The organism is Streptomyces sp. NRRL WC-3626 (assembly GCF_000718785.1).
Lineage (GTDB): Bacteria > Actinomycetota > Actinomycetes > Streptomycetales > Streptomycetaceae > Streptomyces > Streptomyces edwardsiae.
The window spans coordinates 433,789-456,319 of sequence record NZ_JOCA01000002.1 but is presented as its reverse complement, the minus strand read 5'-3'; the positions used below and the strand labels follow the sequence as shown (position 1 = coordinate 456,319).

The 22,531-nt window shown below is 72.2% G+C and carries 25 protein-coding genes and 1 riboswitch; of the genes, 17 read left to right on the top strand and 8 right to left on the bottom strand.

Annotation, left to right across the window (positions count from 1 at the left end; translation table 11 throughout):
- Window positions 1-66: 66 nt before the first annotated feature.
- The 5 genes from IF28_RS0104900 to IF28_RS0104880 all read left to right on the top strand — a co-directional run bounded on the left by IF28_RS0104900 (window position 67) and on the right by IF28_RS0104880 (window position 6,555).
- Window positions 67-600 carry an Lrp/AsnC family transcriptional regulator gene (locus IF28_RS0104900; protein WP_030214404.1) on the top strand — a complete coding sequence of 178 codons (534 nt, stop codon included), beginning with the start codon at window positions 67-69 and terminating at the stop codon, window positions 598-600.
- Window positions 601-693: 93 nt separating this feature from the next.
- Entirely contained in the window at window positions 694-1,506 is an 813-nt protein-coding gene (gene ddaH, locus IF28_RS0104895; protein ID WP_030214403.1) for a dimethylargininase, read from the top strand.
- Window positions 1,503-2,729 (top strand): ornithine--oxo-acid transaminase, encoded by a 1,227-nt coding sequence (gene rocD / locus IF28_RS0104890; protein ID WP_030214400.1) that lies wholly within the window; start codon window positions 1,503-1,505, stop codon window positions 2,727-2,729. The genes ddaH and rocD overlap by 4 nt, the downstream gene beginning before the upstream one ends.
- Before the next feature lie 136 nt (window positions 2,730-2,865).
- Entirely contained in the window at window positions 2,866-5,316 is a 2,451-nt protein-coding gene (locus tag IF28_RS0104885) for a SpoIIE family protein phosphatase (RefSeq protein WP_030214397.1), read from the top strand.
- A gap of 9 nt (window positions 5,317-5,325) precedes the next feature.
- Window positions 5,326-6,555, top strand: a complete 1,230-nt coding sequence (locus tag IF28_RS0104880; protein WP_030214393.1) for a PP2C family protein-serine/threonine phosphatase — start codon at window positions 5,326-5,328, stop codon at window positions 6,553-6,555.
- Here IF28_RS0104880 and IF28_RS0104875 read toward each other — a convergent pair whose 3' ends face one another.
- A complete protein-coding gene (locus IF28_RS0104875) occupies window positions 6,556-6,996 on the bottom strand; it encodes an RpiB/LacA/LacB family sugar-phosphate isomerase (protein ID WP_030214390.1) in 441 nt (146 codons plus the stop codon).
- Window positions 6,997-7,161: 165 nt separating this feature from the next.
- Between IF28_RS0104875 and IF28_RS0104870 the strand changes: the two genes are divergently transcribed.
- A complete protein-coding gene (locus IF28_RS0104870) occupies window positions 7,162-7,887 on the top strand; it encodes a lysophospholipid acyltransferase family protein (RefSeq protein ID WP_030214387.1) in 726 nt (241 codons plus the stop codon).
- Window positions 7,888-7,939: 52 nt separating this feature from the next.
- Here the strand turns inward: IF28_RS0104870 and IF28_RS0104865 are convergent, their stop codons facing one another.
- A complete protein-coding gene (locus IF28_RS0104865) occupies window positions 7,940-9,523 on the bottom strand; it encodes an alpha/beta hydrolase (protein ID WP_030214384.1) in 1,584 nt (527 codons plus the stop codon).
- A gap of 139 nt (window positions 9,524-9,662) precedes the next feature.
- Window positions 9,663-10,295: a TetR/AcrR family transcriptional regulator gene (locus IF28_RS0104860; RefSeq protein WP_030214376.1), complete on the bottom strand. Its 633-nt coding sequence runs from the start codon at window positions 10,293-10,295 to the stop codon at window positions 9,663-9,665.
- A 107-nt stretch (window positions 10,296-10,402) separates the two neighbouring features.
- Between IF28_RS0104860 and IF28_RS0104855 the strand changes: the two genes are divergently transcribed.
- Window positions 10,403-11,404 (top strand): membrane protein, encoded by a 1,002-nt coding sequence (locus IF28_RS0104855; RefSeq protein ID WP_030214373.1) that lies wholly within the window; start codon window positions 10,403-10,405, stop codon window positions 11,402-11,404.
- Between the two features lie 66 nt (window positions 11,405-11,470).
- On the opposite strand, the gene IF28_RS0104850 is transcribed toward IF28_RS0104855, so the two are convergent.
- Window positions 11,471-11,758, bottom strand: a complete 288-nt coding sequence (locus IF28_RS0104850; RefSeq protein ID WP_030214370.1) for a type II toxin-antitoxin system Phd/YefM family antitoxin — start codon at window positions 11,756-11,758, stop codon at window positions 11,471-11,473.
- A gap of 68 nt (window positions 11,759-11,826) precedes the next feature.
- Between IF28_RS0104850 and IF28_RS0104845 the strand changes: the two genes are divergently transcribed.
- The 3 genes from IF28_RS0104845 (at window position 11,827) to IF28_RS0104835 (ending at window position 13,793) form a co-directional block, all read left to right on the top strand.
- Window positions 11,827-12,462, top strand: coding sequence for an ATP-dependent Clp protease proteolytic subunit (locus IF28_RS0104845; protein ID WP_030214367.1), 636 nt, complete (start codon window positions 11,827-11,829; stop codon window positions 12,460-12,462).
- 7 nt (window positions 12,463-12,469) lie between these two features.
- Window positions 12,470-12,778 carry a hypothetical protein gene (locus IF28_RS0104840; protein ID WP_030214364.1) on the top strand — a complete coding sequence of 103 codons (309 nt, stop codon included), beginning with the start codon at window positions 12,470-12,472 and terminating at the stop codon, window positions 12,776-12,778.
- Between the two features lie 335 nt (window positions 12,779-13,113).
- Window positions 13,114-13,316, top strand: a riboswitch (cyclic di-AMP (ydaO/yuaA leader).
- Window positions 13,317-13,319: 3 nt separating this feature from the next.
- Window positions 13,320-13,793: a C40 family peptidase gene (locus IF28_RS0104835; protein WP_030214361.1), complete on the top strand. Its 474-nt coding sequence runs from the start codon at window positions 13,320-13,322 to the stop codon at window positions 13,791-13,793.
- 50 nt (window positions 13,794-13,843) lie between these two features.
- Here the strand turns inward: IF28_RS0104835 and IF28_RS0104830 are convergent, their stop codons facing one another.
- Window positions 13,844-14,308, bottom strand: a complete 465-nt coding sequence (locus IF28_RS0104830; protein ID WP_030214358.1) for an ATP-binding protein — start codon at window positions 14,306-14,308, stop codon at window positions 13,844-13,846.
- A gap of 212 nt (window positions 14,309-14,520) precedes the next feature.
- Here IF28_RS0104830 and IF28_RS0104825 point away from each other — a divergent pair, with 212 nt between their 5' ends.
- Together IF28_RS0104825 and IF28_RS0104820 are read left to right on the top strand one after the other, a co-directional pair.
- Entirely contained in the window at window positions 14,521-15,381 is an 861-nt protein-coding gene (locus IF28_RS0104825) for a helix-turn-helix domain-containing protein (protein WP_030214355.1), read from the top strand.
- Between the two features lie 9 nt (window positions 15,382-15,390).
- Window positions 15,391-15,615 (top strand): DUF397 domain-containing protein, encoded by a 225-nt coding sequence (locus tag IF28_RS0104820; RefSeq protein ID WP_030214353.1) that lies wholly within the window; start codon window positions 15,391-15,393, stop codon window positions 15,613-15,615.
- A gap of 65 nt (window positions 15,616-15,680) precedes the next feature.
- Here IF28_RS0104820 and IF28_RS0104815 read toward each other — a convergent pair whose 3' ends face one another.
- Window positions 15,681-16,808, bottom strand: a complete 1,128-nt coding sequence (locus tag IF28_RS0104815; protein WP_030214351.1) for an 8-amino-7-oxononanoate synthase — start codon at window positions 16,806-16,808, stop codon at window positions 15,681-15,683.
- Window positions 16,809-16,955: 147 nt separating this feature from the next.
- Between IF28_RS0104815 and bioB the strand changes: the two genes are divergently transcribed.
- The 4 genes from bioB to IF28_RS0104795 all read left to right on the top strand — a co-directional run bounded on the left by bioB (window position 16,956) and on the right by IF28_RS0104795 (window position 20,870).
- Complete coding sequence (gene bioB / locus IF28_RS0104810) at window positions 16,956-18,107, top strand: biotin synthase BioB (protein WP_030214349.1); 1,152 nt, start codon at window positions 16,956-16,958, stop codon at window positions 18,105-18,107.
- Window positions 18,100-19,380 carry an adenosylmethionine--8-amino-7-oxononanoate transaminase gene (locus IF28_RS0104805; RefSeq protein WP_030214347.1) on the top strand — a complete coding sequence of 427 codons (1,281 nt, stop codon included), beginning with the start codon at window positions 18,100-18,102 and terminating at the stop codon, window positions 19,378-19,380. Before bioB ends, IF28_RS0104805 begins: the two co-directional genes overlap by 8 nt.
- A 1-nt stretch (window position 19,381) precedes the next feature.
- Window positions 19,382-20,098, top strand: a complete 717-nt coding sequence (gene bioD, locus IF28_RS0104800; protein WP_030214346.1) for a dethiobiotin synthase — start codon at window positions 19,382-19,384, stop codon at window positions 20,096-20,098.
- Window positions 20,099-20,168: 70 nt separating this feature from the next.
- Window positions 20,169-20,870: a class I SAM-dependent methyltransferase gene (locus IF28_RS0104795; RefSeq protein WP_030214341.1), complete on the top strand. Its 702-nt coding sequence runs from the start codon at window positions 20,169-20,171 to the stop codon at window positions 20,868-20,870.
- Here IF28_RS0104795 and IF28_RS0104790 read toward each other — a convergent pair whose 3' ends face one another.
- Window positions 20,871-21,245: a hypothetical protein gene (locus tag IF28_RS0104790; protein WP_030214338.1), complete on the bottom strand. Its 375-nt coding sequence runs from the start codon at window positions 21,243-21,245 to the stop codon at window positions 20,871-20,873.
- 4 nt (window positions 21,246-21,249) lie between these two features.
- A complete protein-coding gene (locus IF28_RS0104785) occupies window positions 21,250-21,489 on the bottom strand; it encodes a hypothetical protein (protein ID WP_030214335.1) in 240 nt (79 codons plus the stop codon).
- A 198-nt stretch (window positions 21,490-21,687) separates the two neighbouring features.
- Between IF28_RS0104785 and IF28_RS0104780 the strand changes: the two genes are divergently transcribed.
- The gene (locus IF28_RS0104780) at window positions 21,688-22,530 is read left to right on the top strand and encodes an ABC transporter ATP-binding protein (RefSeq protein WP_037892493.1); all 843 of its coding nucleotides are present in this window, start codon (window positions 21,688-21,690) and stop codon (window positions 22,528-22,530) included.
- The last annotated feature ends 1 nt before the right edge of the window (window position 22,531 follow it).

The following is a 22,531-nucleotide window of genomic DNA, read 5'->3' as shown; positions in this document are numbered from 1 at the left end:
GTAGGGGTGTTTTCCACGTCTGGACATGCCCCGGACGTGGGCGTTCGCGCTGGATACAGTGCCCGCATGAACAGCAGGCCCGCGTCGTTCGACGAGCTCGACCGGAAGATCGTGACCGCGCTGATGGCGAACGCCCGGACGTCGTTCGCCGAGATCGGCGCGGCCGTCGGACTGTCGTCGACGGCGGTCAAGCGCCGGGTGGACCGGCTGCGCGAGACCGGGGTGATCACCGGGTTCACGGCGACGGTGCGGCCGGCGGCTCTGGGCTGGCGGACCGAGGCGTACGTCGAGGTGTACTGCGAGGGGGCCGCGCCGCCCCGGCGGCTGGCGGAGGTGGTGCGCAACCATCCGGAGATCGCCGCCGCGATGACGGTGACCGGCGGCGCGGACGCGCTGCTCCATGTGCGGGCGCGGGACGTGGAGCACTTCGAGGAGGTGCTGGAGCGGATCCGCCAGGAGCCGTTCATCCGGAAGACGATCAGTGTGATGGTGCTGTCCCATCTGCTGCCGGACAGTCCTGAGGCGGGAGTGAGTCAGCCCGCGCCGGATGGCGCAGCAGACGTGCGCCGAACGGTGGAACCACGCAGCGATCCTGCGTGAACACGCAGCTTTTGTTCCTTGTCGCCCGTATCACTCGCTTCCTACCGTGGTCTCACCCCTGTCGTCACCGCGTGGAAGCGGAGGAACCCCTCTGTGCCCGACTCCCGTGTGGCGTCCCGGCGGCGCTATCTCGTCTGCGACCCCAGACACTTCGCCGTCCGGTACGCGATCAATCCCTGGATGCGTCCCGACCGTCCCGTCGACGTCCTGCTGGCGCAGCGCCAGTGGCGGACGCTCGTCGACACCTACCGCGCGCACGGTCATACCGTGGAGAGCGTGACGCCGGAGCCCGCCCTGCCCGACATGGTGTTCGCCGCGAACGCGGCGGTCGTCGTGGAGGGCCGCGTCTTCGGTTCCCTGTTCCTGGCGCCCGAGCGGCGCCCGGAATCCGTGCCGTACGAGGCCTGGTTCAAGGCCGAGGGGTACGAGGTGCAGCATCCCGAGTCCGTGTGCGAGGGCGAGGGGGATCTGGTGCCGGCCGGGCGCTGGATCCTCGCCGGCACCGGGTTCCGCACCACCCCCGAGGCACACCGCGAGGCGCAGGAGTACTTCGGGGTGCCGGTGATCGGCCTGACGCTGGTGGACCCGTACTTCTACCACCTGGACACGGCGCTGTTCGTGCTGGACGGACAGAACGTCGCGTACTACCCGGAGGCGTTCTCGCCGGGCAGCCGCGAGGTGCTCGCCCGGCTGTATCCGGACGGGGTGCTCGCGTCCCGTGAGGACGCCATGGCGTTCGGGCTGAACTCGGTCTCCGACGGACGTCATGTGTTCATCTCCCCCGGGGCCACCGTCCTCGCCGCCCGGCTCGCCGAGCGCGGCTACGTTCCCGTTCCCGTCGACCTGTCCGAGTTCCACAAGGCGGGCGGGGGCATCAAGTGCTGCACACAGGAGATCCGCTCATGACCACTGTCGTTTCCGCGCGTACGTCCGCCGAGCTGATCGGTGCGGAGGAGCCGGTCCTCGCGCACAACTACCATCCGCTGCCCGTGGTCGTCGCCCGCGCGGAGGGCGCCTGGGTGGAGGACGTGGAGGGCCGGCGGTACCTCGACATGCTGGCCGGCTACTCGGCGCTCAACTTCGGACACCGGCATCCGGCGCTGATCGAGGCGGCGCACCGCCAGCTGGACCGGCTCACGCTGACCTCGCGCGCGTTCCACAACGACCGGCTCGCCGAGTTCGCGGAGCGGCTGGCCGCGCTGACCGGTCTCGACATGGTGCTGCCGATGAACACCGGCGCGGAGGCGGTGGAGAGCGCGATCAAGGTGGCCCGCAAGTGGGCCTACGACGTGAAGGGCGTCCCGGCGGACCGGGCGACGATCGTGGTGGCGGCCGGCAACTTCCACGGCCGTACGACGACGATCGTGAGCTTCTCCACGGACGAGGTCGCCCGCGGCGGGTTCGGTCCGTTCACCCCGGGCTTCCGGGTGGTGCCGTACAACGATCCGGCGGCGCTGGAGGCGGCGGTCGACGACACGACGGCGGCGGTGCTGATCGAGCCCGTCCAGGGCGAGGCCGGTGTGATCGTCCCGGACGACGGCTATCTGGCCGAGGTGCGGGAGCTGACGCGCCGCGCGGGGTGTCTGTTCATCGCCGACGAGATCCAGTCCGGGCTCGGCCGTACGGGCCGTACGCTCGCCGTGGAGCACGAGTCGGTCGTCCCGGACATGGTCCTGCTGGGCAAGGCGCTGGGTGGCGGCATCGTGCCGGTGTCGGCGGTGGTGGCCCGGCGCGAGGTGCTGGGGGTGCTCCGCCCGGGTGAGCACGGGTCGACCTTCGGCGGCAATCCGCTGGCCGCGGCGGTCGGCACGGCCGTGGTGGAACTGCTGGAGACGGGCGAGTTCCAGCGGCGGGCGGCGGAACTGGGCGAGGTGCTGCGCGCGGGCCTGGAATCGCTGGTCGGCAAGGGCGTCGTCGGGTTCCGCGCGCGCGGCCTGTGGGCGGGCGTGGACGTGGACCCGGCACTCGGCACCGGCCGCGAGATCAGTGAACGGCTGATGCGGGAGGGCATCCTGGTCAAGGACACGCACGGCTCCACCATCCGGCTGGCCCCGCCCCTGACCGTCACGGCGGAGGAGGTCCAAGGCGCCCTGCACACGGTGGGGAAGGTCCTGGCCGGGCAGGTCTGAAACGGCGCCGTCCCCCGGTGATCATTCCGGGGGACGGCGCGGTTCGGGGAGCCGCCGTCCCGCTCCCAGGGTGATGATGGGGACAAGAGGTGGCAGCACCACTCTCGGACCACTCTCCGCGACAGAGAGGTCGCCCGTGGGCGGACACAAGGAGCAGGACGTTGCCCGGCAGGCGTTCGATGTGGCCGACGCCGTTCCCCTGCTGCTGGATCCGCACGGCACGGTGTCGAGCTGGACCGGCGGGGCGGAACGGCTGCTGGGCTATCGCCCCACCGAGACCGTGGGCCGCTCATTCGCCGAACTGCTGATGACCGGCGACGCCGAGCGGATGCCGGACCTGGTCGAGCGGTGCCGCTCGGAGGGCGACTGGGCGGGGCTGCTGACCGCCCGGCACCGGGGCGGCCGGCCGGTCGCGGTGATGGTGCGGATCACGGCGACGGTGCGGCCGGGGGGCGGTTCGCCGCTGCTGGTCCTGCTGTCGGAGCTGGACGGCGCCCCGGGCTGGGACATGAGCCGCCCGGTGCTGGAACAGATGGTCGCCGGTGCGTCGATCGGCATCGCGATCGTCGACACGGATCTGCGCTACGTGTGGTCCAACACCGCGCTGGAGCAGTTCGGGGGCGGAACGGCCGGACAGCGCCTCGGTCTGCGGTTCGCCGATGTGCAGCCGGGGCTGGACGCCGAGGCCGTCGAGGAGCGGATGCGGCACGTGCTGGACACCGGCGAACAGGTGGTCGGCTACCAGCACGTCGGCCGGGTCCGCTCGGCGCCGCTGCGCGAGACCGCGCACGTGCTGTCGTTCACCCGTCTGGACGACGAACAGGGCCGCCCGATGGGCGTGTACTACACCGTCGTGGACGTCACCGAGCGGCACCGCGCCCGCCAGCGCCTCGCCCTCCTCGACCGCGCCGGTGCGCATATCGGCCGCACCCTGGACATCGAGCGGACCGCGCAGGAACTGGCGGACGTGGCCGTGCCGGAGCTCGCGGACTACGTCGCCGTGGACCTGTTGGAGACGGTGCTGCGCGGCGCCGAGGTCCAGCCGGGCCCGGCCACCGCTTCAGGCCTGGTACCGCTGCGTCGGGCGGGCCAGCGGTCACTGCACGACGACCTGCCGCGGGCAGCCGTGGAGACCGGGACGGTGCTGTCGTACCCGTCGGATTCTCCGCCGGTGCGCTGTCTGGCCACGGGCCGGTCCTGGCTTCAGGAGCGGCTCGACCCGCTCCACCTGGCGTGGGCCACGCCGCCGGGCGGCCGGGAGTCCACCTTCCTGGAGCTCGGCCTGCGGAGCGCGATGATCGTCCCGGTCCGCGCCCGGGGTGTCACCCTGGGCATGACCGCGTTCTTCCGCCGCCGGCACGATCCCTTCGACGAGGACGACCTCCATCTGGCCGAGGACCTGGTCTCCCGCGCCGCCGTCTGCGTGGACAACGCCCGGCGCTACACGCGTGAGCGGAACGCGGCGCTGGTGCTGCAGAGCAGCCTGCTGCCCCTCCATCTGCCCGATCAGGCCGCCGTCGAGGTGTCCGCCTGCTACCGCCCGGCCGACGAACTGACGGGTCTCGGCGGCGACTGGTACGACCTGATCCCGCTGTCCGGCGCCCGGGTCGCCCTCATCGTCGGCGAGGCCCCCGGATACGGCATCGACGCCGCCGCGGCCATGGGCGGCCTGCGGACCGCCGTACGGACCCTGGCGGCGCTGGACCTGCCGCCCGAGGAGGTGCTCGCCCACCTGGACGACCTGGTGGACCGGTCGGCCGGGGACGAGGGCGCCGGGCCGGAGGGGACCTACGGCCATCCGGTGGGGACCGGCTGCGTGTACGTGGTCTACGACCCCGTGGACGGGAAGTGCACGATGGCCGCGGCGGGCCATCCCGCACCGGCCGTGATAGCGCCGGACGGCACCGTCTCCTTCGTGGAGCTGCCGGAGGGGCCCGCGCTGGGCGTCGGCGGTCCGCCGTTCGAGTCGGTGGAGCTGACCCTGCCCGAGGGCACCACGCTCGTCCTGCACACCGACGGTCTGCTGCTGCCCCCCGACCGGGACGGGGCCTACGACACGAACCGGGACCGGCTGCGGCGGGCACTGGAGAGCGCCGCGAAACCCACACTGGAGCTGAGCTGCCGGGCCGTGGTGGACGCGCTGGTGCCGACCCGTCCGTACGACGACGTGGCCCTGCTCATGGCCCGCACCAAACGGCTCGACCCCGGCCATGTGGCGGCGTGGGACCTGTCCGCGGATCCCGCCGTCGTGGCCGAGGCCCGCAGGACGGCGACCGGGCAGCTGACCCGCTGGGGCCTGGACGAGCTGGTCTTCACCACGGAGCTGGTCGTCAGCGAGCTGGTCACCAACGCCATCCGCTACGCCTCGGGACCCGTCCGGCTGCGGCTGATCCATGAGCGCACGCTGGTGTGCGAGGTGGTGGACGACGGTGCCACGGCACCCCATCTGCGGCATCCCCGCGCGATGGACGAGGGCGGACGCGGGCTGCTGCTGGTCTCCCAGCTCGCCGAGCGGTGGGGCACCCGCTTCGTACCCGGCGGGAAGATCATCTGGGCGGAGCAGTCGCTGACCGCGCCACCGGAGTGAGGCGGGGCCATGACAGAGGTGTCGATCGACTACGAGGCGGTCTACCGGGCCCTGCCCGGCATGGTCGCGCTGCTGACCCCGGATCTGGTGTACGCGGACGTCAACGCGGCCTTCGTCCACGGCACCGGACGCTCCCGCGAGTCGATCGTCGGCCGCTACATGTTCGACGTCTTCCCGCAGAACCCGGACGACCCGGATGCCGTGGGCGCGCACCTGCTGCACACCTCGCTGCTGCGGGTCCTGTCCACCGGTGAGCGCGACACCATGGCCGTACAGCGCTACGACGTCGAGACCCCGGAGCACTCCGGCATGTGGGAGGAGCGCTACTGGAGCCCGGTGAACACGCCGGTGCGCGGCCCCGACGGGCGGGTGGTGCTGATCGTGCACCGGGTCGAGGAGGTCACGGAGCTGATCCGGTTCCGGGGCGGCGAGGGAGACGGCCGGGGCCGGATGCTGGAGGCCGAGCTGTACGCGCGCGGCCGGGAGCTGCAGGAGCTCAACAACCGGCTGCGCGAGGCGCACGCGCGGGAGCGGGAGGTGGCCCTGGCACTGCAGGAGGCGATGCTGCCCGCCCGCCGGCAGGTAGGCCATCGCCGGGCCGCGGTGCGCTACCGGCCCGCGCTGGGCGCGCTCAACGTCTGCGGGGACTGGTACGACCTGGTCGACCTGGTGGGCGGCAACCGGATCGGTGTCTCGGTGGGGGACGTGGTCGGGCACGGTCTGGCGGCGGCCGGGGTGATGGGCCAGCTGCGCAGCGCGCTGACAGCGGCCTCCCGGGTGGCGGAGGGGCCCGCTCAGGCGCTGGACGTGGTGGGCCGCTACGCCCATGTGGTGGACGGCGCCGAGTCCGCGACCGCGGTGACCACCTTCGTCGACTTCGACCGGCACACCATCAGGTACAGCAGTGCCGGCCACCCGCCGCCGGTGCTGCTGCACCGCGACGGACGTGTGGAGTTCCTGGACCGGGCCACCGACCCGCCGCTCGACGCCCAGCCCGTGCCGACGGCCCGGCCGGAGGCCGAGACCGGGTTCGAGCCGGGCGCGACGCTGGTGCTCTACACGGACGGTCTCGTCGAACGACGCCGGGAGGACATCGACACGGGGCTGCTGCGGCTCGCCGAGTCCCTGCGCCGGCACCGGACGCAGGACCCCGAGACGCTCGCGGACATCGTGCTGCTGGAACTGCTGGCCCCGGGCGGCGCCACCGACGACACGGCGCTGGTCGTCGTAGGGCTGTGATCAGGAGCCGGCGCGGTCGAGGTGTGCCACGTTGCGCCGGTCCTCCGGGTCGTCGGCGGGGGCACCGGCGAACCAGGCGTCGAGGATCTCCGTCAGCAGCGGCACGGAGGTCAGCCGCAGGCTGAGGGCCAGCACGTTGGCGTCGTTCCAGCGGCGGGCGCCGTCCGCCGTGTAGGCGTCCGTGCACAGGGCGGCGCGGACGCCGGGCACCTTGTTCGCGGCGATCGAGGCACCGGTGCCGGTCCAGCAGCACACCACCGCCTGGTCGGCGCTCCCGTCGGCGACCTCGCGGGCGGCCGCCCCGGAGCAGACGGCCCATCCCGGGTCGTCGCCGGGGCTGAGGGCGCCGTGCGCCCGTACCTCGTGGCCCCGGTCGCGGAGCTCGGCGAGGAGGGCGCGGGCCACGGGTTCGTCCATGTCGGAGGAGACGGAGATCCGCATGCCGCGGAGCCTACTCGGACGGCCGCGCGGAGCGGTGCCCTCCGGTCGCGTCGAACCTGATGCCGGGCCCTGCCGTCCGCACCTAGACTGACATCCCACGACGTGCCGGATGGCCAGCCGGGACGCGGCGGCACCGCCCGTCCGCCGGAGTCGAGGAGCATGCCCTTGTTCTACAACCTGCTGAAGTACGTGCTGCTGGGCCCGCTGCTGCGACTGGTCTTCCGGCCGCGAATAGAGGGCCTCGAGCATGTGCCGTCGTCCGGCGCCGCCATCGTGGCCGGCAACCATCTGTCGTTCTCGGACCACTTCCTGATGCCGGCCGTGCTCAAGCGGCGCATCACCTTCCTCGCCAAGGCCGAGTACTTCACCGGCCCCGGTCTCAAGGGCCGGCTGACGGCGTTCTTCTTCCACAGCGCCGGCCAGATCCCGGTCGACCGCAGCGGGAAGGACGCCGGGCAGGCCGCCATCCGGGAGGGTCTGGGCGTGCTGGGCAAAGGGGAACTGCTCGGCATCTACCCGGAGGGCACGCGCTCGCACGACGGCCGCCTCTACAAGGGCAAGGTCGGTGTCGCGGTGATGGCGCTCAGGGCGGGTGTGCCGGTGATCCCGTGCGCGATGATCGGCACGTTCGAGGCGCAGCCGCCCGGCAGGAAGATCCCCCGGATCCACCCGGTGGTGATCCGTTTCGGCAAGCCGCTGGACTTCTCGCGCTACGCCGGGCTGGAGAGCGAGAAGGCGGTGCTGCGCGCCGCCACCGACGAGATCATGTACGCCATCCTCACCCTGTCCGAGCAGGAGTACGTCGATCAGTACGCGGCCGTCGCCAAGGCCCAGGAGGCCGAACGCGGCGCGGAGGACAAGCGCCGCTTCCCGCGCATGCCGCTGACCTGATCCGCACACGGGTGAGGGGCGGCCGGAGAGCTCCGGCCGCCCCTCACGCGTGTCACGGCTTCGGGGTGGCGTGCGGTGCGCAGGTCACGTCGGTGCGGTCGAGAGCGCCGGTGAGCAGGTAGGTGTCCACCCGGTCGTTGACGCAGGCGTTGACCAGGCCGGTGACGCCGTGGGATCCGGCGTTCCGCTCGGTGACGAGGCGGGAGTCCTTGAGCCTCTGGTGCAGTTCGACGGCGCCCGCGTAGGGGGTGGCCGCGTCACGCTCGGACTGGACGATCAGCACCGGCGGCAGGCCCTTGCCGGACTTGACGTCCACGGGCGTCTGCTGCTTGGCCGGCCAGGTGGCGCAGGGCAGGTTCATCCAGGCGTTGGCCCAGGTCATGAACGGGTGGTCGCGGTGCAGCCGGGTGTTGTCGCGGTCCCAGGTGCGCCAGCTGGTGGGCCACTTGGCGTCGGTGCACTCCACGGCCGTGTAGACGGCGTTGCCGTTCTCCGAGGCCGCGTTGCCCGCGGTGTCGGACAGGTCGGGGGCGGCGGCGTCGACGAGCGCCTGGGTGTCGCCGGCGACGTACTGACTGAAAACGGTCGCGACGGGGACCCACGCGGAGTCGTAGTACGGGGCGCTCTGGAAGAAGCCGATCAGCTCGGCCGGTCCGACGACCCCGCCGATCGGGTCCTTCTCGGCGGTGGCGCGCAGCTTCAGCCACTGGGCCTGGACGGCGTCGCGGGTGGTGCCGAGGTGGAAGGCGGCGTCGTTCTTCGCGACCCAGTCCTGCCAGTCCTTCCAGCGGCCCTCGAAGGCGACGTCCTGGTCCAGGTTGGCCTGGTACCAGATCTTCTCGCGGGAGGGGTTGACGACGCTGTCGACGACCATGCGGCGGACGTGGTCCGGGAAGAGGGTGGCGTAGACGGCGCCGAGGTAGGTGCCGTAGGAGACGCCGAGGAAGTTGAGCTTCTTCTCGCCGAGGGCGGCGCGGATGACGTCGAGGTCGCGCGCGCTGTTGGGCGTGGTCATGTGCGGCAGCATCTCGCCGCTGCGCTCCTGGCAGCCCTCGGCGTACTCGCGCGCGAGTTTGCGCTGGGCGCGCTTGTCGGCCTCGGAGCGGGGCACCGGGTCCGCCTTGGGCGCCTTGACGAACTCCTGCGGGTCGACACAGGAGATGGGCGCGGACTTGCCGACGCCGCGCGGGTCGAAGCCCACGAAGTCGTACGCCTTCGCGGTGTTGGCCCAGACCGGGTTCTTGGCGGTGACCCGGGCCGGGAAGCGCAGACCGGAGCCGCCGGGGCCACCCGGGTTGTACAGCAGCGCGCCCTGGCGCTCGCTCTGGGTGCCGGTGTTGCCGATGCGGTCGACGGCGAGCTTGATCTGCTTGCCGTACGGCTTGGCGTAGTCCATCGGCACCGAGACCCAGCCGCACTGGATCGGCGCGGCCAGGTTCCAGTCGGCGGGGCAGTCCCGCCAGTCGACGCCGGCCTTCGCGGCCCGGGCGGCGGCGATCGCCACGCCCCTGGCCTCACGGTCCTTGCCATGATGGCCGTCCGCCGTCGCGTTCGCCGTGGGTGCCGCGACGGCGCCGGCTATGAGCGCCGCCGCGACGAGCACCGCCGCCCGCCGCTTCGCTCCGCTGTCCCTCAACTGGGGCCTCCCCCTTCGTGGTTGCCATGACCACGGGGGATCCTCGCCGCAACGAACCGACCGGCGACACCCTTGGAGACGCTTCTTTGCCAATCCGATAACCGGTCAGGCCGGTTCCGCCAGCCGAACACACACCCCGTCAGGCACCCTCACGCCCCACAGCCCCCATCCCCATCAACGCCCGCACCCCTTCCCGCAACGTTTCCTCGGACACCCCCCCGAAGAGTGCCATCTGCGCGGCGAACCCCTGCACCAACGCGATCATCGCCCGGGCCACCACGTCCGCGTCCACCGACGCGGACATCAGCCCCGCCTCCTGATACCCCTCCACCACCCGGGCCCAGACCCCCCGCACGTTCTCGTACCCCTCCCCCAGCACCACCGCCAGCTCAGGACTGCGCGTCGTCTCCGTCCACACCTGGATCATCAGCCGCGGAAACATCCACGACCCGTCGTCCAGCACGGCCGGCCGCTCCTCGCGCATCCGCGCCAGCGCGCGCGGAATGAGCACGTCCGGCAGCGGCGGCGGACTCTCCCGCACGGCCCCCTCGAGAATCCCCCGCACCGTGTCGAGCACGTCGGTCACGATCGCGGCGATGAGCTCGTCCTTCCCGCGGAAATACCGGTAGACGGCCCCCGCGGAGAGGTCCGCCTCCTTCAGGACGTCCTGCATCGAGGTGGCGTGGAAGCCGTTGCGGGCGAAGCAGGACGCGGCACCGTCGAGGATCTGGCGGCGGCGGGCGTCGAGGTGTTCCTGGGATACGCGAGCCATGTCCGCAATCTAAAACGAACATTCCTTCTTGACAAGCGACCGGAAGAGCGGGACGGTGGCGACGAACCTAAAACGAACGATCCTTCTTTTTACCCGCCGGAGCCCTCATGTCCCCCACCTCACTGCCGCCGCACCGCCGCGTGATCGCCGTCATCGTGCTGATCCCCGCCGTCGTCGCCCTGGCGCTCTGGGCCTTCGCCTGGCCGGCGTCCCGCACGGCACCGCACGACCTGCCGCTCGGCCTGGCCGGCCCCACCGCCGCGACCGCTCCCGTGGAGCGACAGCTGGAGCACCGGAAGGGCGCCTTCGACCTCCACCACTACGCCGACGAGACCGCCGCCCGGGAGGCGATCGAGAACCGCGAGGTCTACGGCGCCATCGTCGCCACGGAGCAGGGCCCTAAGCTGCTCACCGCGTCCGCCGCGAGCCCGGTCGTGGCCCAGCTGCTGCAGCAGGCGGTGGCCGACCGGGCGTCCGCTCCGGACACCCGGGCGACCACCGTGGACGTCGTCCCCACGGCCGACGAGGACCCGCGCGGCGCCGTCCTGAGCACCAGCGTGCTCCCGCTGGCCATGGCCGGCATCGGCGCCGGCGCCGCGGTGACGCTCCTCGGCCTGCGCGGCGCCCGCGCGGTGGCCGCGCTGGCCGGATCCTCCGCCCTGGCCGGCGTGGTGGCCACGGCGCTGGCGCACAGCTGGCTGGAGGCGGTCCCGGGGAACTGGTGGACCGTGGCGGGTACGTTCGCGCTGGCCGCGCTGGCGATGAGCGCGGCGGTCGCCGGACTGGCGGCGCTCGTCGGACGGGCCGGTATCGCGCTCGGCGGCGTGGTGATCATGCTGCTCGGCAACCCCTTCTCGGGGGCGTCCTCCGCCCCGGAGATGCTGCCCGCACCGGCCGGGGCGATCGGCCAGTGGCTGCCACCGGGCGCGGGCGCGACACTGCTGCGCTCGGTGTCCTTCTTCGACGGCGCGGCGGCGGTGGGCCCCGCTCTGACGCTGGCCTGGTGGGCGGCGCTGGGCCTGGGTGCCGTGGTGGCCGGCGGTGCGCTGAAGGAGCGCGGGACGGGCCCGCGGCCGGCACCCCAGCGGGAACCGGCCTTCCTCGCCTGACCCCGCGCCCGGAACGACCGCGCACCCCCGCCGTGGCGGACGGGGGTGCGCGGTCCTGTCGCACGGCTACGAGGGGGGAGTCCCCCGGTGCTCCGCCGCGATGCCGAACCGCTGCCGTTCGCGAGGAGCGGAAGCGGCCTCCCGGACACCCGCCACCGTGCTGATCACCTGCTCCTCGGCGGGTTCCGCGGACTCCCGGAGTTCTTCGAGTCGTCGCAGGTCATCGGCGGACACGAGAGCGACGAGGGGTTTTCCGTGCCGGGTCACGACGACGCGCTCACCGCCGTACACCACCCGGTTGATGAGGTCGGCGAGCTCAGCCCTGGCTTGGGTAACCGGAATCTCGTAGGCCATGAACCCATCATAACGTCATGTACGTCCTGTACATTTTTTACGGAGACGACCCGACAGAAGGGGTTCCCATGACCCGACCATCCGCCCGCCACGTCCTGCCCGAGTTCACCGAACGCACGGCGTTCGGGAACCGGACCATGGACCCCTACTCGAAGCTGCTCGAGGAGCGGATCGTCATCCTCGGGACACCGATCGACGAGACCTCCGCCAACGATGTGATGGCGCAGTTCATGTACCTGGAGCACCACAGCCCCGACCGGGACATCTCGCTCTACGTGAACTCTCCCGGCGGCTCCTTCCACGCCATGTCGGCGATCTACGACACGCTGCGGTTCGTCACCTGCGACGTGGAGACGATCTGTCTGGGCCGCGCCGAGGGTGCCGCCGCGCTGCTGCTGGCCGCCGGCACTCCGGGCAAGCGATACCTGCTGCCGGGCTCCCGGCTGGTGCTCCGTCAGCCCTCCCTCCTGGAGCCGGTCGAAGGGCAGACGAGCGATCTGGCGATCCAGGCCGAGGAGTTGACCCGGATCCGGGAGCGGATGGAGGAGATCCTGGTCCGGCACACCGGCCGCACCGCGGAACAGGTCCGTGCGGACATCGAGCGGGACAAGGTGCTGGACGCCCGGGAGGCGCTGGAGTACGGCCTGGCGGACCGGATCGTGCCCCGTCGCAGGGACGCCTCCGACTCCTCCGGCACGAGGTGAGCCGCGGATGCTGCCACCGGAACTGCCGCCGCTGCCCGCGCTGACCCGCGCGGAGGCCGAGTTGATCGACCATTACCTCGAGGCCGCCGACCTGCTCGGCCGGGTCAACCCGGCGCTGGGCGGTGACACCTACCGGGGGCTGCGGGCCGCCCAGGCGCTGGTCGGCAAGGCCGTCGCGCTGCGCGAGGCGCTGACCCTGATGCACCGGCGCGGCGAGAGCGAACTGCACTCCGGCACACTGGCCCGCGCCCTGCGGGTGCTGGACGGCGAACGCCGTACGGCCAGGGTCACGCTGCCGCCGGACTCCGGCAGTTGACGCCCTCGCATCCGGTGTCACGACCCCGGCCGGTGGTGCGCCCCGGCGCGGGGCCGAAACGGACCGAACGGCTTACCACCATCCGGCGTAGACGAACCTGCAGTTTTCAGGGCGTCGAAGTTGCGCAACGCACGTACCCGGATGGCGGAACGGGTCGTTCCGCCGCTGGTCCGCGGCTCCTCCGCGCAGGGGACGACGCCCCGGCCCAAGGGGTGTCCACCCGAACAGGTGAGTGGTGAGTAACAACACAAACCCCCCGTTCCGTTGGGTTTTCGATCGCGCCATGAGCCAAGATCCCTGACTGACGACAAGACCCCGCCGCCGCGGCGGGGCGATCCGGGCGGACGCCGAGTCCTGCCGCCGCCCGGATGACCGGTCGACAGGAGTGGATCGGCAGGAGTGGAGGACCCAGGCACGACGGGCCGCCGGGACGTCAGTTCCGAGCAGTCCTTGGGGTGAAGCCGCACTCGTGCGGCCGGGCCACTTCGCCAGCCCGAATCCGACAGGTCATCCTTCACAGGCGGCTGACGAAGGGTTGCGCATGACTGCGCTCAATCGTGTCCCGTCTCTCATGGCCCGGGCCGGCACGGCCTCGGCCCTCACCCTGGCCGCCGTGGGTGCCACCATCGCCGTCCCCGGAGCCGCCTCGGAGGCGGCGGCCGCGACCACGGCCACCAAGGCGCTGCGCATCGCCGCCTCCAAGAAGGGATCGCCCTACCAGTGGGGCGCCATAGGGCCGCACAGGTTCGACTGCTCCGGCCTGACGCTGTACTCGTTCAAGAAGGCCGGCAAGAAGCTGCCGCGCACCGCCGCGCAGCAGTACAACACCACGCGTCACATCTCCGCCGGCAGCCGCAAGGCGGGAGACCTGGTGTTCTTCCATTCCGGCGGTTACGTCTACCACGTGGGCATCTACGCGGGTAAGGGCAAGATCTGGCACGCGCCGAAGACCGGGGACGTGGTGCGGCTGCAGAAGATCTGGACCCGCAGCGTCTCGTACGGCCGGGTGCGGTGACCGCGGGGGCGGCGGCGCCCCGGCCGTGCCGCCGCCCCGTCCGGTGAGGCTTATCGCTTCCGCCGCACCGCCGCCATGACCGCTTCGGCGGCCGTCGGCACGGTCCACGGGAGGTCGACCGAGACGGTCTTGCCGCCCTCGCGCGTGGGGCGGACCCTGAGCCGGCCGCCGCATTCGACGGTCAGCCAGCGGATGATGACCAGCCCGCGGCCGTTGTCCTGCTGGACCGCCGCGGGCAGCCGCTTGGGGAACCGCGGATGGCTGTCCGTGACCCCGATGTGCACCCGCTCGTCACGGACCAGGACGACGTCCACGGTGAACGTGGGCGACTGCCCGAGCGTGTGCTGCACCGCGTTGGTGGCGAGCTCGGAGACGATCAGCCGGACCGTGTCGCACAGTTCCGCGTCCGCCGGCATCCCCCATTCCTCCAGCGCGCCCACCGCATGGGCACGGGCGGCCGCGACCGAGGCGGGCTCGCTCGGCAGAGTGACGGATGCTTCCAGATGGTCTGCCATGGCGACGTCGTCCCTTTCCCCCGGGACCGCAGTCCGGCACGGAGCGGATGGTTCGAGTACGGTCCCGCACTGGTGCTTCGTCGCCAGACTGCCATCACCGCACGGCGTAGGGCGGCGATCCACCAGGATATGCATATATCTGTCGCTCAAAGCGGTGAACTCTGCGACGGGAGACCGTATCCGGGCGGCCCGGAAGGAGTAAGGAGAAGCGCATGCAGCACGGTCCCGCGGTGCGCCGCCGGAAACTGGGCGCCGAATTGCGTGCCCTGCGCACCTCGGCCGGACTCACCAGTGGTGAGGCGGCGCGCCTCGCGGGCTGGCACCAGTCGAAGGTGAGCCGGATCGAGACGGGCACGAGCGGGGTGAAACCGGCCGATGTGCGCCTGCTGCTCGACGTCTACGGTGTGACCGACCGGCAGTTGCGGGAGTTGCTGCTGGTGCTGTCGGGGTCCGGTGACGAGGCCGGACGGCACCACTGGTGGCACGCCTATCGCGGTGTACTGCCGCCGACCTACCGGGACTTCATCAGCCTGGAGTCGCAGGCGAGCGCGATGCGCACCCTGGAGACCACGGTGATCCCCGGTCTGCTGCAGACACCGGAGTACGCGCGTGCGGTGACCGAGGCGGCCCTGGAGGACGCGTCGGAGGAGCGGCTGGACACGCTGGTGGAGGTACGGCTGGCCCGGCAGGACGTACTGCGGGCGTCACCGCCGCTCGAGCTGAGCGCGGTCCTCGACGAAGCGGTGCTGCGCCGGGAGGTCGGAGGGCCCGGAGTGATGGCCCGTCAGCTGGAACGGCTGGTCGAGGCGGCCCGGCTCCCCCAAGTACGGCTGCAGGTACTGCCGTTCACGGCGGGCGCACACATCGGCGTGACCGGTCCTTTCGTAATCTTTTCGTTTTCGCGCACTTCTGATCTGGACGTGGTTGTTCTCGACCACTTGACGAGTAGCCTCCATCTGGAGCGGAAAGAAGACCTCCGGGCCTTCTCGGAGGCCTTCGACGCCCTTTCGGTCCACGCCCTTTCACCCGAGGACTCGTTGGATTTCATCGCCGGCGCGGCCGCCGGCGCGTAAGGAGGCACGATGACCGCACCCCCTCGGACCATCCCTTCCAGCCTCGCACTGCGTGATGTGACATGGCTGCGCAGCAGCTACAGCACAGGTGCGAACAACTGCGTCGAGACGGCCCGGCCGGCCACCGGAGCCCTGGCCGGACTGCTCGCCGTGCGCGACTCCAAGGCCCCGGACGGTCCCGCGCTGATCGTCCCGCCCCACTGTTGGGCGCGGTTCCTGACCGCGGTCCGCTGAGGCAAGCCCGGGTCACCCACCCGACCGATCCGGCATCGGACGACGCACGGCCGTGCCCCGCCGACTCATGGCCGCGTCTCGCCGATCACCTGTACAGCGCGTTCGATCTCCGCCCCGGACAGGTCCGCGCGGGCGGTCAGTCTGAGCCGTGAGACGCCGTCGGGCACGGAAGGAGGACGGAAGCAGCCCACGGACAGACCGGCCGCCCGGCAGTCGGCCGCCCATCGCACGGCCTGCTCCGGGGAGGGAGCCCGCACGGAGACGACCGCGGCGTTGGGACGTACCGCCTCCAGACCCGCGGCCGTCAGCCGGGAGTGCAGCTCCCGCGCCACCTCGCCCGCCCGCGCCGCGCGCCCGGGTTCCCGGCGCAGCAGCCGCAGTGCCGCCAGCGCCGCGCCGACGGCGGCGGGGGCGAGTCCCGTGTCGAAGATGAACGTACGGGCCGTGTTGACCAGGTGTTCGATCACCCGGGCCGGGCCGAGCACCGCTCCGCCCTGGCTGCCGAGCGACTTCGACAGGGTCACCGTCACGACGACGTCGTCGGCGCCCGCGAGTCCGGCCGCGTACGGGGCTCCGCGCCCGCCGTCGCCGAGCACGCCCAGACCGTGCGCGTCGTCGAGCACCAGTCCCGCGCCGTACTCCCGGCACACCTCGGCGAGTGCGGCGAGCGGGGCGGCGTCGCCGTCCACCGAGAACACCGTGTCGGACACCGCGACCGCGGGTCCGTCGTGCCCGTCCAGCGCCTTGCGTACGGCGTCGGGGTCGGCGTGCGCCGCCACATGGGCCGTGCCGCGGGCCAGCCGGCAGCCGTCGATCAGCGAGGCGTGGTTGCCCGCGTCGGAGACGATCCTGGTGCCGTGCGGGGCCAGCGCGGTGACGGCGGCGAGGTTGGCGGCGTAGCCGGAGGAGAGGACGAGGGCCGCCTCGAAGCCGCAGAACCCGGCCAGTTCGCGCTCCAGCTCGGTGTGCAGCTCGGTGGTGCCGGTGACGAGCCGGGAGCCGGTCGAGCCGCCGCCCCAGGTCCGCGCCGCCCGGGCCGCGCCCTCGGTGACCTCCGGATGCCGGGCCAGGCCCAGATAGTCGTTGCTCGCCAGATCGAGCGGCGGTGTGCCGGCGGCCCGGGGGCGCAGGGTGCGTACGAGTCCGGCCCGGCGGCGCAGTTCCGCCTGTTCGTCGATCCAGCCGAACGCCATGGGTCCTCCGGGGATTTTGTAGGCAGTCCACAGACACTAGCGGCAGCCCGGACGGACCACTGTGTGGCAATACCCACACCTCGAATGGCCTCTGTTGTACGAACTCTCCTTGGCCCGGGCGGCCCGGGTAGGACAGGATCGGCTCCCATGGACCTGCTGAACACGCTGGTGGACAAGGGGCTTCGGCGCGAGACGCCGACCCGCGCGGAAGCACTGGCCGTCCTCGCGACGTCCGACGACGATCTGCTCGATGTGGTGGCCGCTGCCGGGAAGGTGCGCAGGCACTGGTTCGGCCGGCGGGTGAAACTCAACTATCTCGTCAACCTCAAGTCCGGTCTGTGCCCGGAGGACTGCTCCTACTGTTCCCAGCGGCTCGGCTCCAAGGCGGACATCCTCAAGTACACCTGGCTCAAGCCGGACCAGGCCTCGCAGGCGGCCGCCGCCGGTCTCGCGGGCGGCGCCAAGCGGGTGTGCCTGGTGGCCAGCGGCCGGGGGCCGACCGACCGTGACGTGGACCGGGTCTCGGACACCATCAGGGCCATCAAGGACCAGAACGAGGACGTCGAGGTGTGCGCCTGTCTGGGGCTGCTCTCCGACGGCCAGGCGGAGCGGCTGCGCGAGGCGGGCGCGGACGCCTACAACCACAACCTCAACACGTCCGAGTCGACGTACGGGGACATCACCACCACGCACACGTACGCCGACCGGGTGGACACGGTGCGCAAGGCGCACGCCGCCGGTCTGTCGGCCTGTTCGGGGCTGATCGCCGGTATGGGCGAGAGCGACGAGGACCTGGTCGACGTGGTCTTCGCGCTGCGCGGGCTGGACCCGGACTCGGTGCCGGTGAACTTCCTGATCCCGTTCGAGGGGACGCCGCTCGCCAAGGAGTGGAACCTCACCCCGCAGCGGTGTCTGCGCATCCTGGCGATGACGCGGTTCGTCTGCCCGGACGTCGAGGTGCGGATCGCCGGCGGCCGTGAGGTGCACCTGCGCACGATGCAGCCGCTCGCGCTGCACCTGGCCAACTCGATCTTCCTCGGTGACTACCTCACCAGCGAGGGCCAGGCCGGCAAGGCGGACCTGGAGATGATCGCGGACGCCGGGTTCGAGGTGGAGGGGGCCGGCGAGGTGACACTGCCCGAGCACCGCGCGGGGGGCGGCTGCGGTTCCCACGAGGGCGGCGGGGCATGCGGTCCGGCTGTCACCGACTCCAGCGCGAGTGCGCCCGAGGAGCCTCGTACGGACCTGGTCGCCGTCCGCCGCCGGGGCGCCGGAACGGATCTCGCGCCCAATGCCTGAGCGGTCCGTCGCCGAGCTGCTGGAGCTCGACCGGCGGCATGTCTGGCATCCGTACGGGCCCATGCCGGGCCGTCAGGAACCGCTCGTCGTGGAGTCGGCGAGCGGGGTGCGGCTGAGGCTCGCGGACGGCTCGGGCGAGCTGGTCGACGGGATGTCGTCCTGGTGGTCGGCGATCCACGGCTACAACCACCCGGTGCTCAACGAGGCCGCGCGCGGGCAGCTGGGGCGGATGAGCCATGTGATGTTCGGCGGGCTCACCCACGAGCCCGCGGTACGGCTGGCGAAGCTCCTGGTCGACATGTCTCCGGAGGGGCTCGAGCATGTGTTCCTCGCCGACTCCGGGTCGGTGTCGGTCGAGGTCGCCGTCAAGATGTGTCTGCAGTACTGGCGTTCGCTGGGCCGGCCGGAGAAGCGGCGGCTGCTGACCTGGCGGGGCGGCTACCACGGGGACACCTGGCAGCCGATGTCGGTGTGCGACCCCGAGGGCGGCATGCACGAGCTGTGGTCCGGGGCTCTGCCGCGCCAGGTGTTCGCGGACGCTCCCCCGGCCGGGTACGAGGAGGCGTACGCCGGGCATCTGCGGTCGGTGATCGAGCGGCACGCCGGTGAACTGGCCGCGGTGATCGTGGAGCCGGTGGTGCAGGGCGCGGGCGGGATGCGGTTCCACTCCCCCGCGTATCTGCGGGTGCTGCGCGAGGCGTGCGACGCGCACGGCGTGCTGCTGGTGTTCGACGAGATCGCGACCGGGTTCGGGCGCACGGGCGCACTGTTCGCGGCGGAGCACGCGGCGGTGACGCCGGATGTGATGTGCGTGGGCAAGGCGCTGACCGGCGGCTATCTGACGATGGCGGCGACGCTGTGCACCGCTCGGGTGGCCGAGGGCATCTCGCGCGGGGAGGTGCCGGTGCTGGCGCACGGGCCGACGTTCATGGGCAATCCGCTGGCGGCGGCCGTGGCCTGCGCCTCCGTCGAACTGCTGCTCGGCCAGGACTGGCGCGCGGAGGTGGGGCGGATCGAGGCGGGCCTGCGGGAGGGCCTCGCCCCGGCGGCCGGACTGCCCGGGGTGCGGGACGTAAGGGTGCTGGGCGCCATCGGGGTGGTCCAGCTCGATCACGCCGTCGACATGCGGGCGGCCACGGAGGCGGCCGTGCGCGAGGGCGTGTGGCTGCGGCCGTTCCGCGATCTGATCTACACCATGCCGCCGTACGTCACCGATGACGCGGATCTGGCGAGGATCGCCCGCGCGGTGCGCGCGGCGGCGAAGGAGGGCTGACATGCCGGTGATGGTGATCACGGGCACGGGCACCGAGGTCGGCAAGACGGTGGTGACGGCCGCCCTCGCCGCGACGGCGCTCGCGGCGGGCCGTTCGGTGGCCGTGCTCAAGGCGGCGCAGACGGGTGTACGGCCGGAGGAGCCCGGGGACGCCGCGGAGGTCGCGCGGCTGGCCGGCGCGGTGACGACGGACGAACTCGCCCGCTACCCGGAGCCGCTGGCGCCGTCCACGGCGGCCCGCCGGGCCGGACGGGCGCCCGTGCGTCCGCACGAGGTGGCGGAGCGGGCCGCCAAGCTGGCCACCGAGCACGATCTGGTGCTGGTGGAGGGCGCGGGCGGGCTGCTCGTACGGTTCGACGCGGCCGGCGGGACGCTGGCGGACGCGGCGGCACTGCTGGCCGCGCCGGTGCTGGTGGTGGCGTCGGCGGGGCTCGGCACGCTGAACGTCACGGAGCTGACGGTCCGTGAACTGCGCGGGCGGGGGCTGGATCCGGCGGGTGTGGTGATCGGCAGCTGGCCGGACGGGCCCGATCTGGCCTCGCGGTGCAATCTGCTGGACCTGCCGGACGTGACCGGTGTACCGCTGCTGGGCGCCGTACCGGCCGGGGCGGGCGCCCTGGCCCCCGCGCGATTCCGGGGTTCGGCCCCGCACTGGCTCGCGCCCCGCCTCGAGGGGAGCTGGGACGCGGAGTCGTTCCGGACGCGCGAGGCCCCGTGACGGCACGCGGGGGGTGCGGAGCGGCCTTTCGGGGGAGAATCGCCGTAGACCCGTTCCGGGGGAGGTCCTCATGCAGTTGCGGTCCGGCCGGTCCACCAAGGTGGAGCGGGACACCGTGCACCATCCGCTGTTCGCCCGCTCCTACGCGCGGGTCAGCGTCGCCGCCGAGACCCGCGCGGGGATGGCCGGGGTACGGCGCAGACTGCTCGGCGGCCTGTCCGGCCGGGTGATCGAGATCGGCGCGGGCAACGGTCTGAACTTCGCGCACTACCCGGGCACCGTCTCGGAGATCGTCGCCATCGAGCCGGAGCGCGCGCTGCGCGCGCTGGCCGTGGAGGCGGCCCTGCGCGCCCAGGTGCCGGTGGACGTGGTGCCGGGTGCGGCGGAGGCGCTGCCGGTCAAGAGCGAGGCGTTCGACGCGGTGGTGCTCTCGCTGGTGCTGTGCAGTGTCCGGGACGTGCCGCGGGCGCTCGCGGAGCTGCGGCGGGTGCTGCGGCCGGGCGGCGAGGTGCGGTTCTTCGAGCACGGCCGGGGCGGCGGACGGGTCATGCGTCTGACCCAGCGGGCGCTGGACCGGACGGTGTGGCCGCCGCTGGCCGGTGGCTGTCACATGGCGCGCGATCCGGTCGGCGCGCTGCGGGAGGCGGGGTTCGAGCTCGGCCCCTACCGGCGGATGCTGATGCCGGAGAAGGGGCCGGCGCTGCCCACCTCGTTCTGCGTCATGGGCACCGCGTGGCGCCCGCGGGGCGACGCGGCGGCCGGCGGGAGCTGATCACCCGCTCCAGCGGCGCAGTTCGGCCGCTATGTCGTCCACGGTCGCCTCGCCGTCCTTGACCAGCCGGGCCAGGTCGCGCACCTGTTCCGGCGAGGTGACGACCTTCAGACCGCTCGCGACCAGATAGGCGTACGCGACGGCGGAGGCGAAGAGGGCGTTCGAGCGCTCCAGCGCGGGGACGTGGATCAGCAGCTGGAGCAGGGCGGCGGCGCGGGCGTACGGGCCGTCGTAGACGGGGACGTCGAAGATCTCGGCCTCGTGGCGTGCGACGGCGGCGACGAGGGCGCCCCAGTCGGTGACCTGGGGGTCGCCGGGGGTCTGCCGCTCGGCGAGCATGAGCAGCCACGCGAGGTCGATGCGCAGGTCGTTCAACGGTTCAGCGGCGACCTTCGCGCGTGCCTTCGCGGTCCTTGCCGAACTCATCGGCGAAGACGCCCTCGTACTGCTTCATGAAGTCGGCGGCGGCCTCGACGAACGCGCGGCCCGCCTCGCCGGTGTCCTGCCGGACCAGTTCCTCGATGTAGCGGTTCACGCTCATCCCCCGCGCGAGGGCACGTTCGCGCGCCGCGCGGGCGGTGCCCTCGTCGACGCGCACGTTCAGCTGGGTCTTCGCCATGCCTCGAAGCTAGCGCCGGAACGCTAGCAGCGGCAAGTGCGGCCACCGAACCGAAGCGCGTGCCCCTTACACCGGCATCGGGGACCGGGCCCGAAGGTGGAGACGGACCTGCCCTCACGGGGGATACCGGGTGTGGGCCGTATCACACTACCCTCGGCGCGACGAGCACGACCTGACGTCCATTCGGAGGAGGCGGCCTTGTCCACACCTGCTGCGGAGCACGCCCCCGGCCTCGCGTCGGCCGACGGGATCGCGGCCCGCGCCCGCGGTCTGACCAAGGCGTACGGCTCGGGCGAGACGACCGTGCTGGCCCTGGACTCGGTGGACGTGGACATCGCGCGCGGCCGGTTCACCGCGGTGATGGGCCCGTCGGGGTCCGGGAAATCCACGCTCATGCACTGCCTGGCGGGACTCGACACCGTTTCCGCCGGACAGGTGTGGCTGGGAGACACCGAGATAACCGGGCTGAGGGACCGTGAGCTGACCCGGCTGCGGCGGGACCGTATCGGGTTCATGTTCCAGTCCTTCAATCTCATCCCGACGCTGAACGCGCGGGAGAACATCACCCTGCCCATGGACATCGCGGGCCACAAGCCGGACGAGAAGTGGCTGGACCAGGTCATCGACACGCTCGGCCTGCGGGACCGCCTCAAGCACCGCCCCGCGCAACTGTCAGGCGGACAGCAGCAGCGGGTGGCCTGTGCGCGGGCGCTCGCCTCGCGGCCCGAGCTGATCTTCGCCGACGAGCCGACCGGCAACCTCGACTCCCGCGCGGGTCTCGAGGTGCTCGGCTTCCTCCGCGAGGCCGTGGACTCGCTCCATCAGACCGTCGTGATGGTCACGCACGACCCGGGCGCCGCCGCCCACTCCGACCTGGTTCTCTTCCTCGCGGACGGCCGCATCGTGGACGAGATGCGCCGGCCCACGGCGGAGTCGGTGCTGGAGCGGATGAAGCGCTTCGACGTGATCCGCGCGACCGCGGACGACACCGTCACGGGGGCCGCCCCGGCCGGCGACGAGCCGACCTCCGGGGAGGACTGAC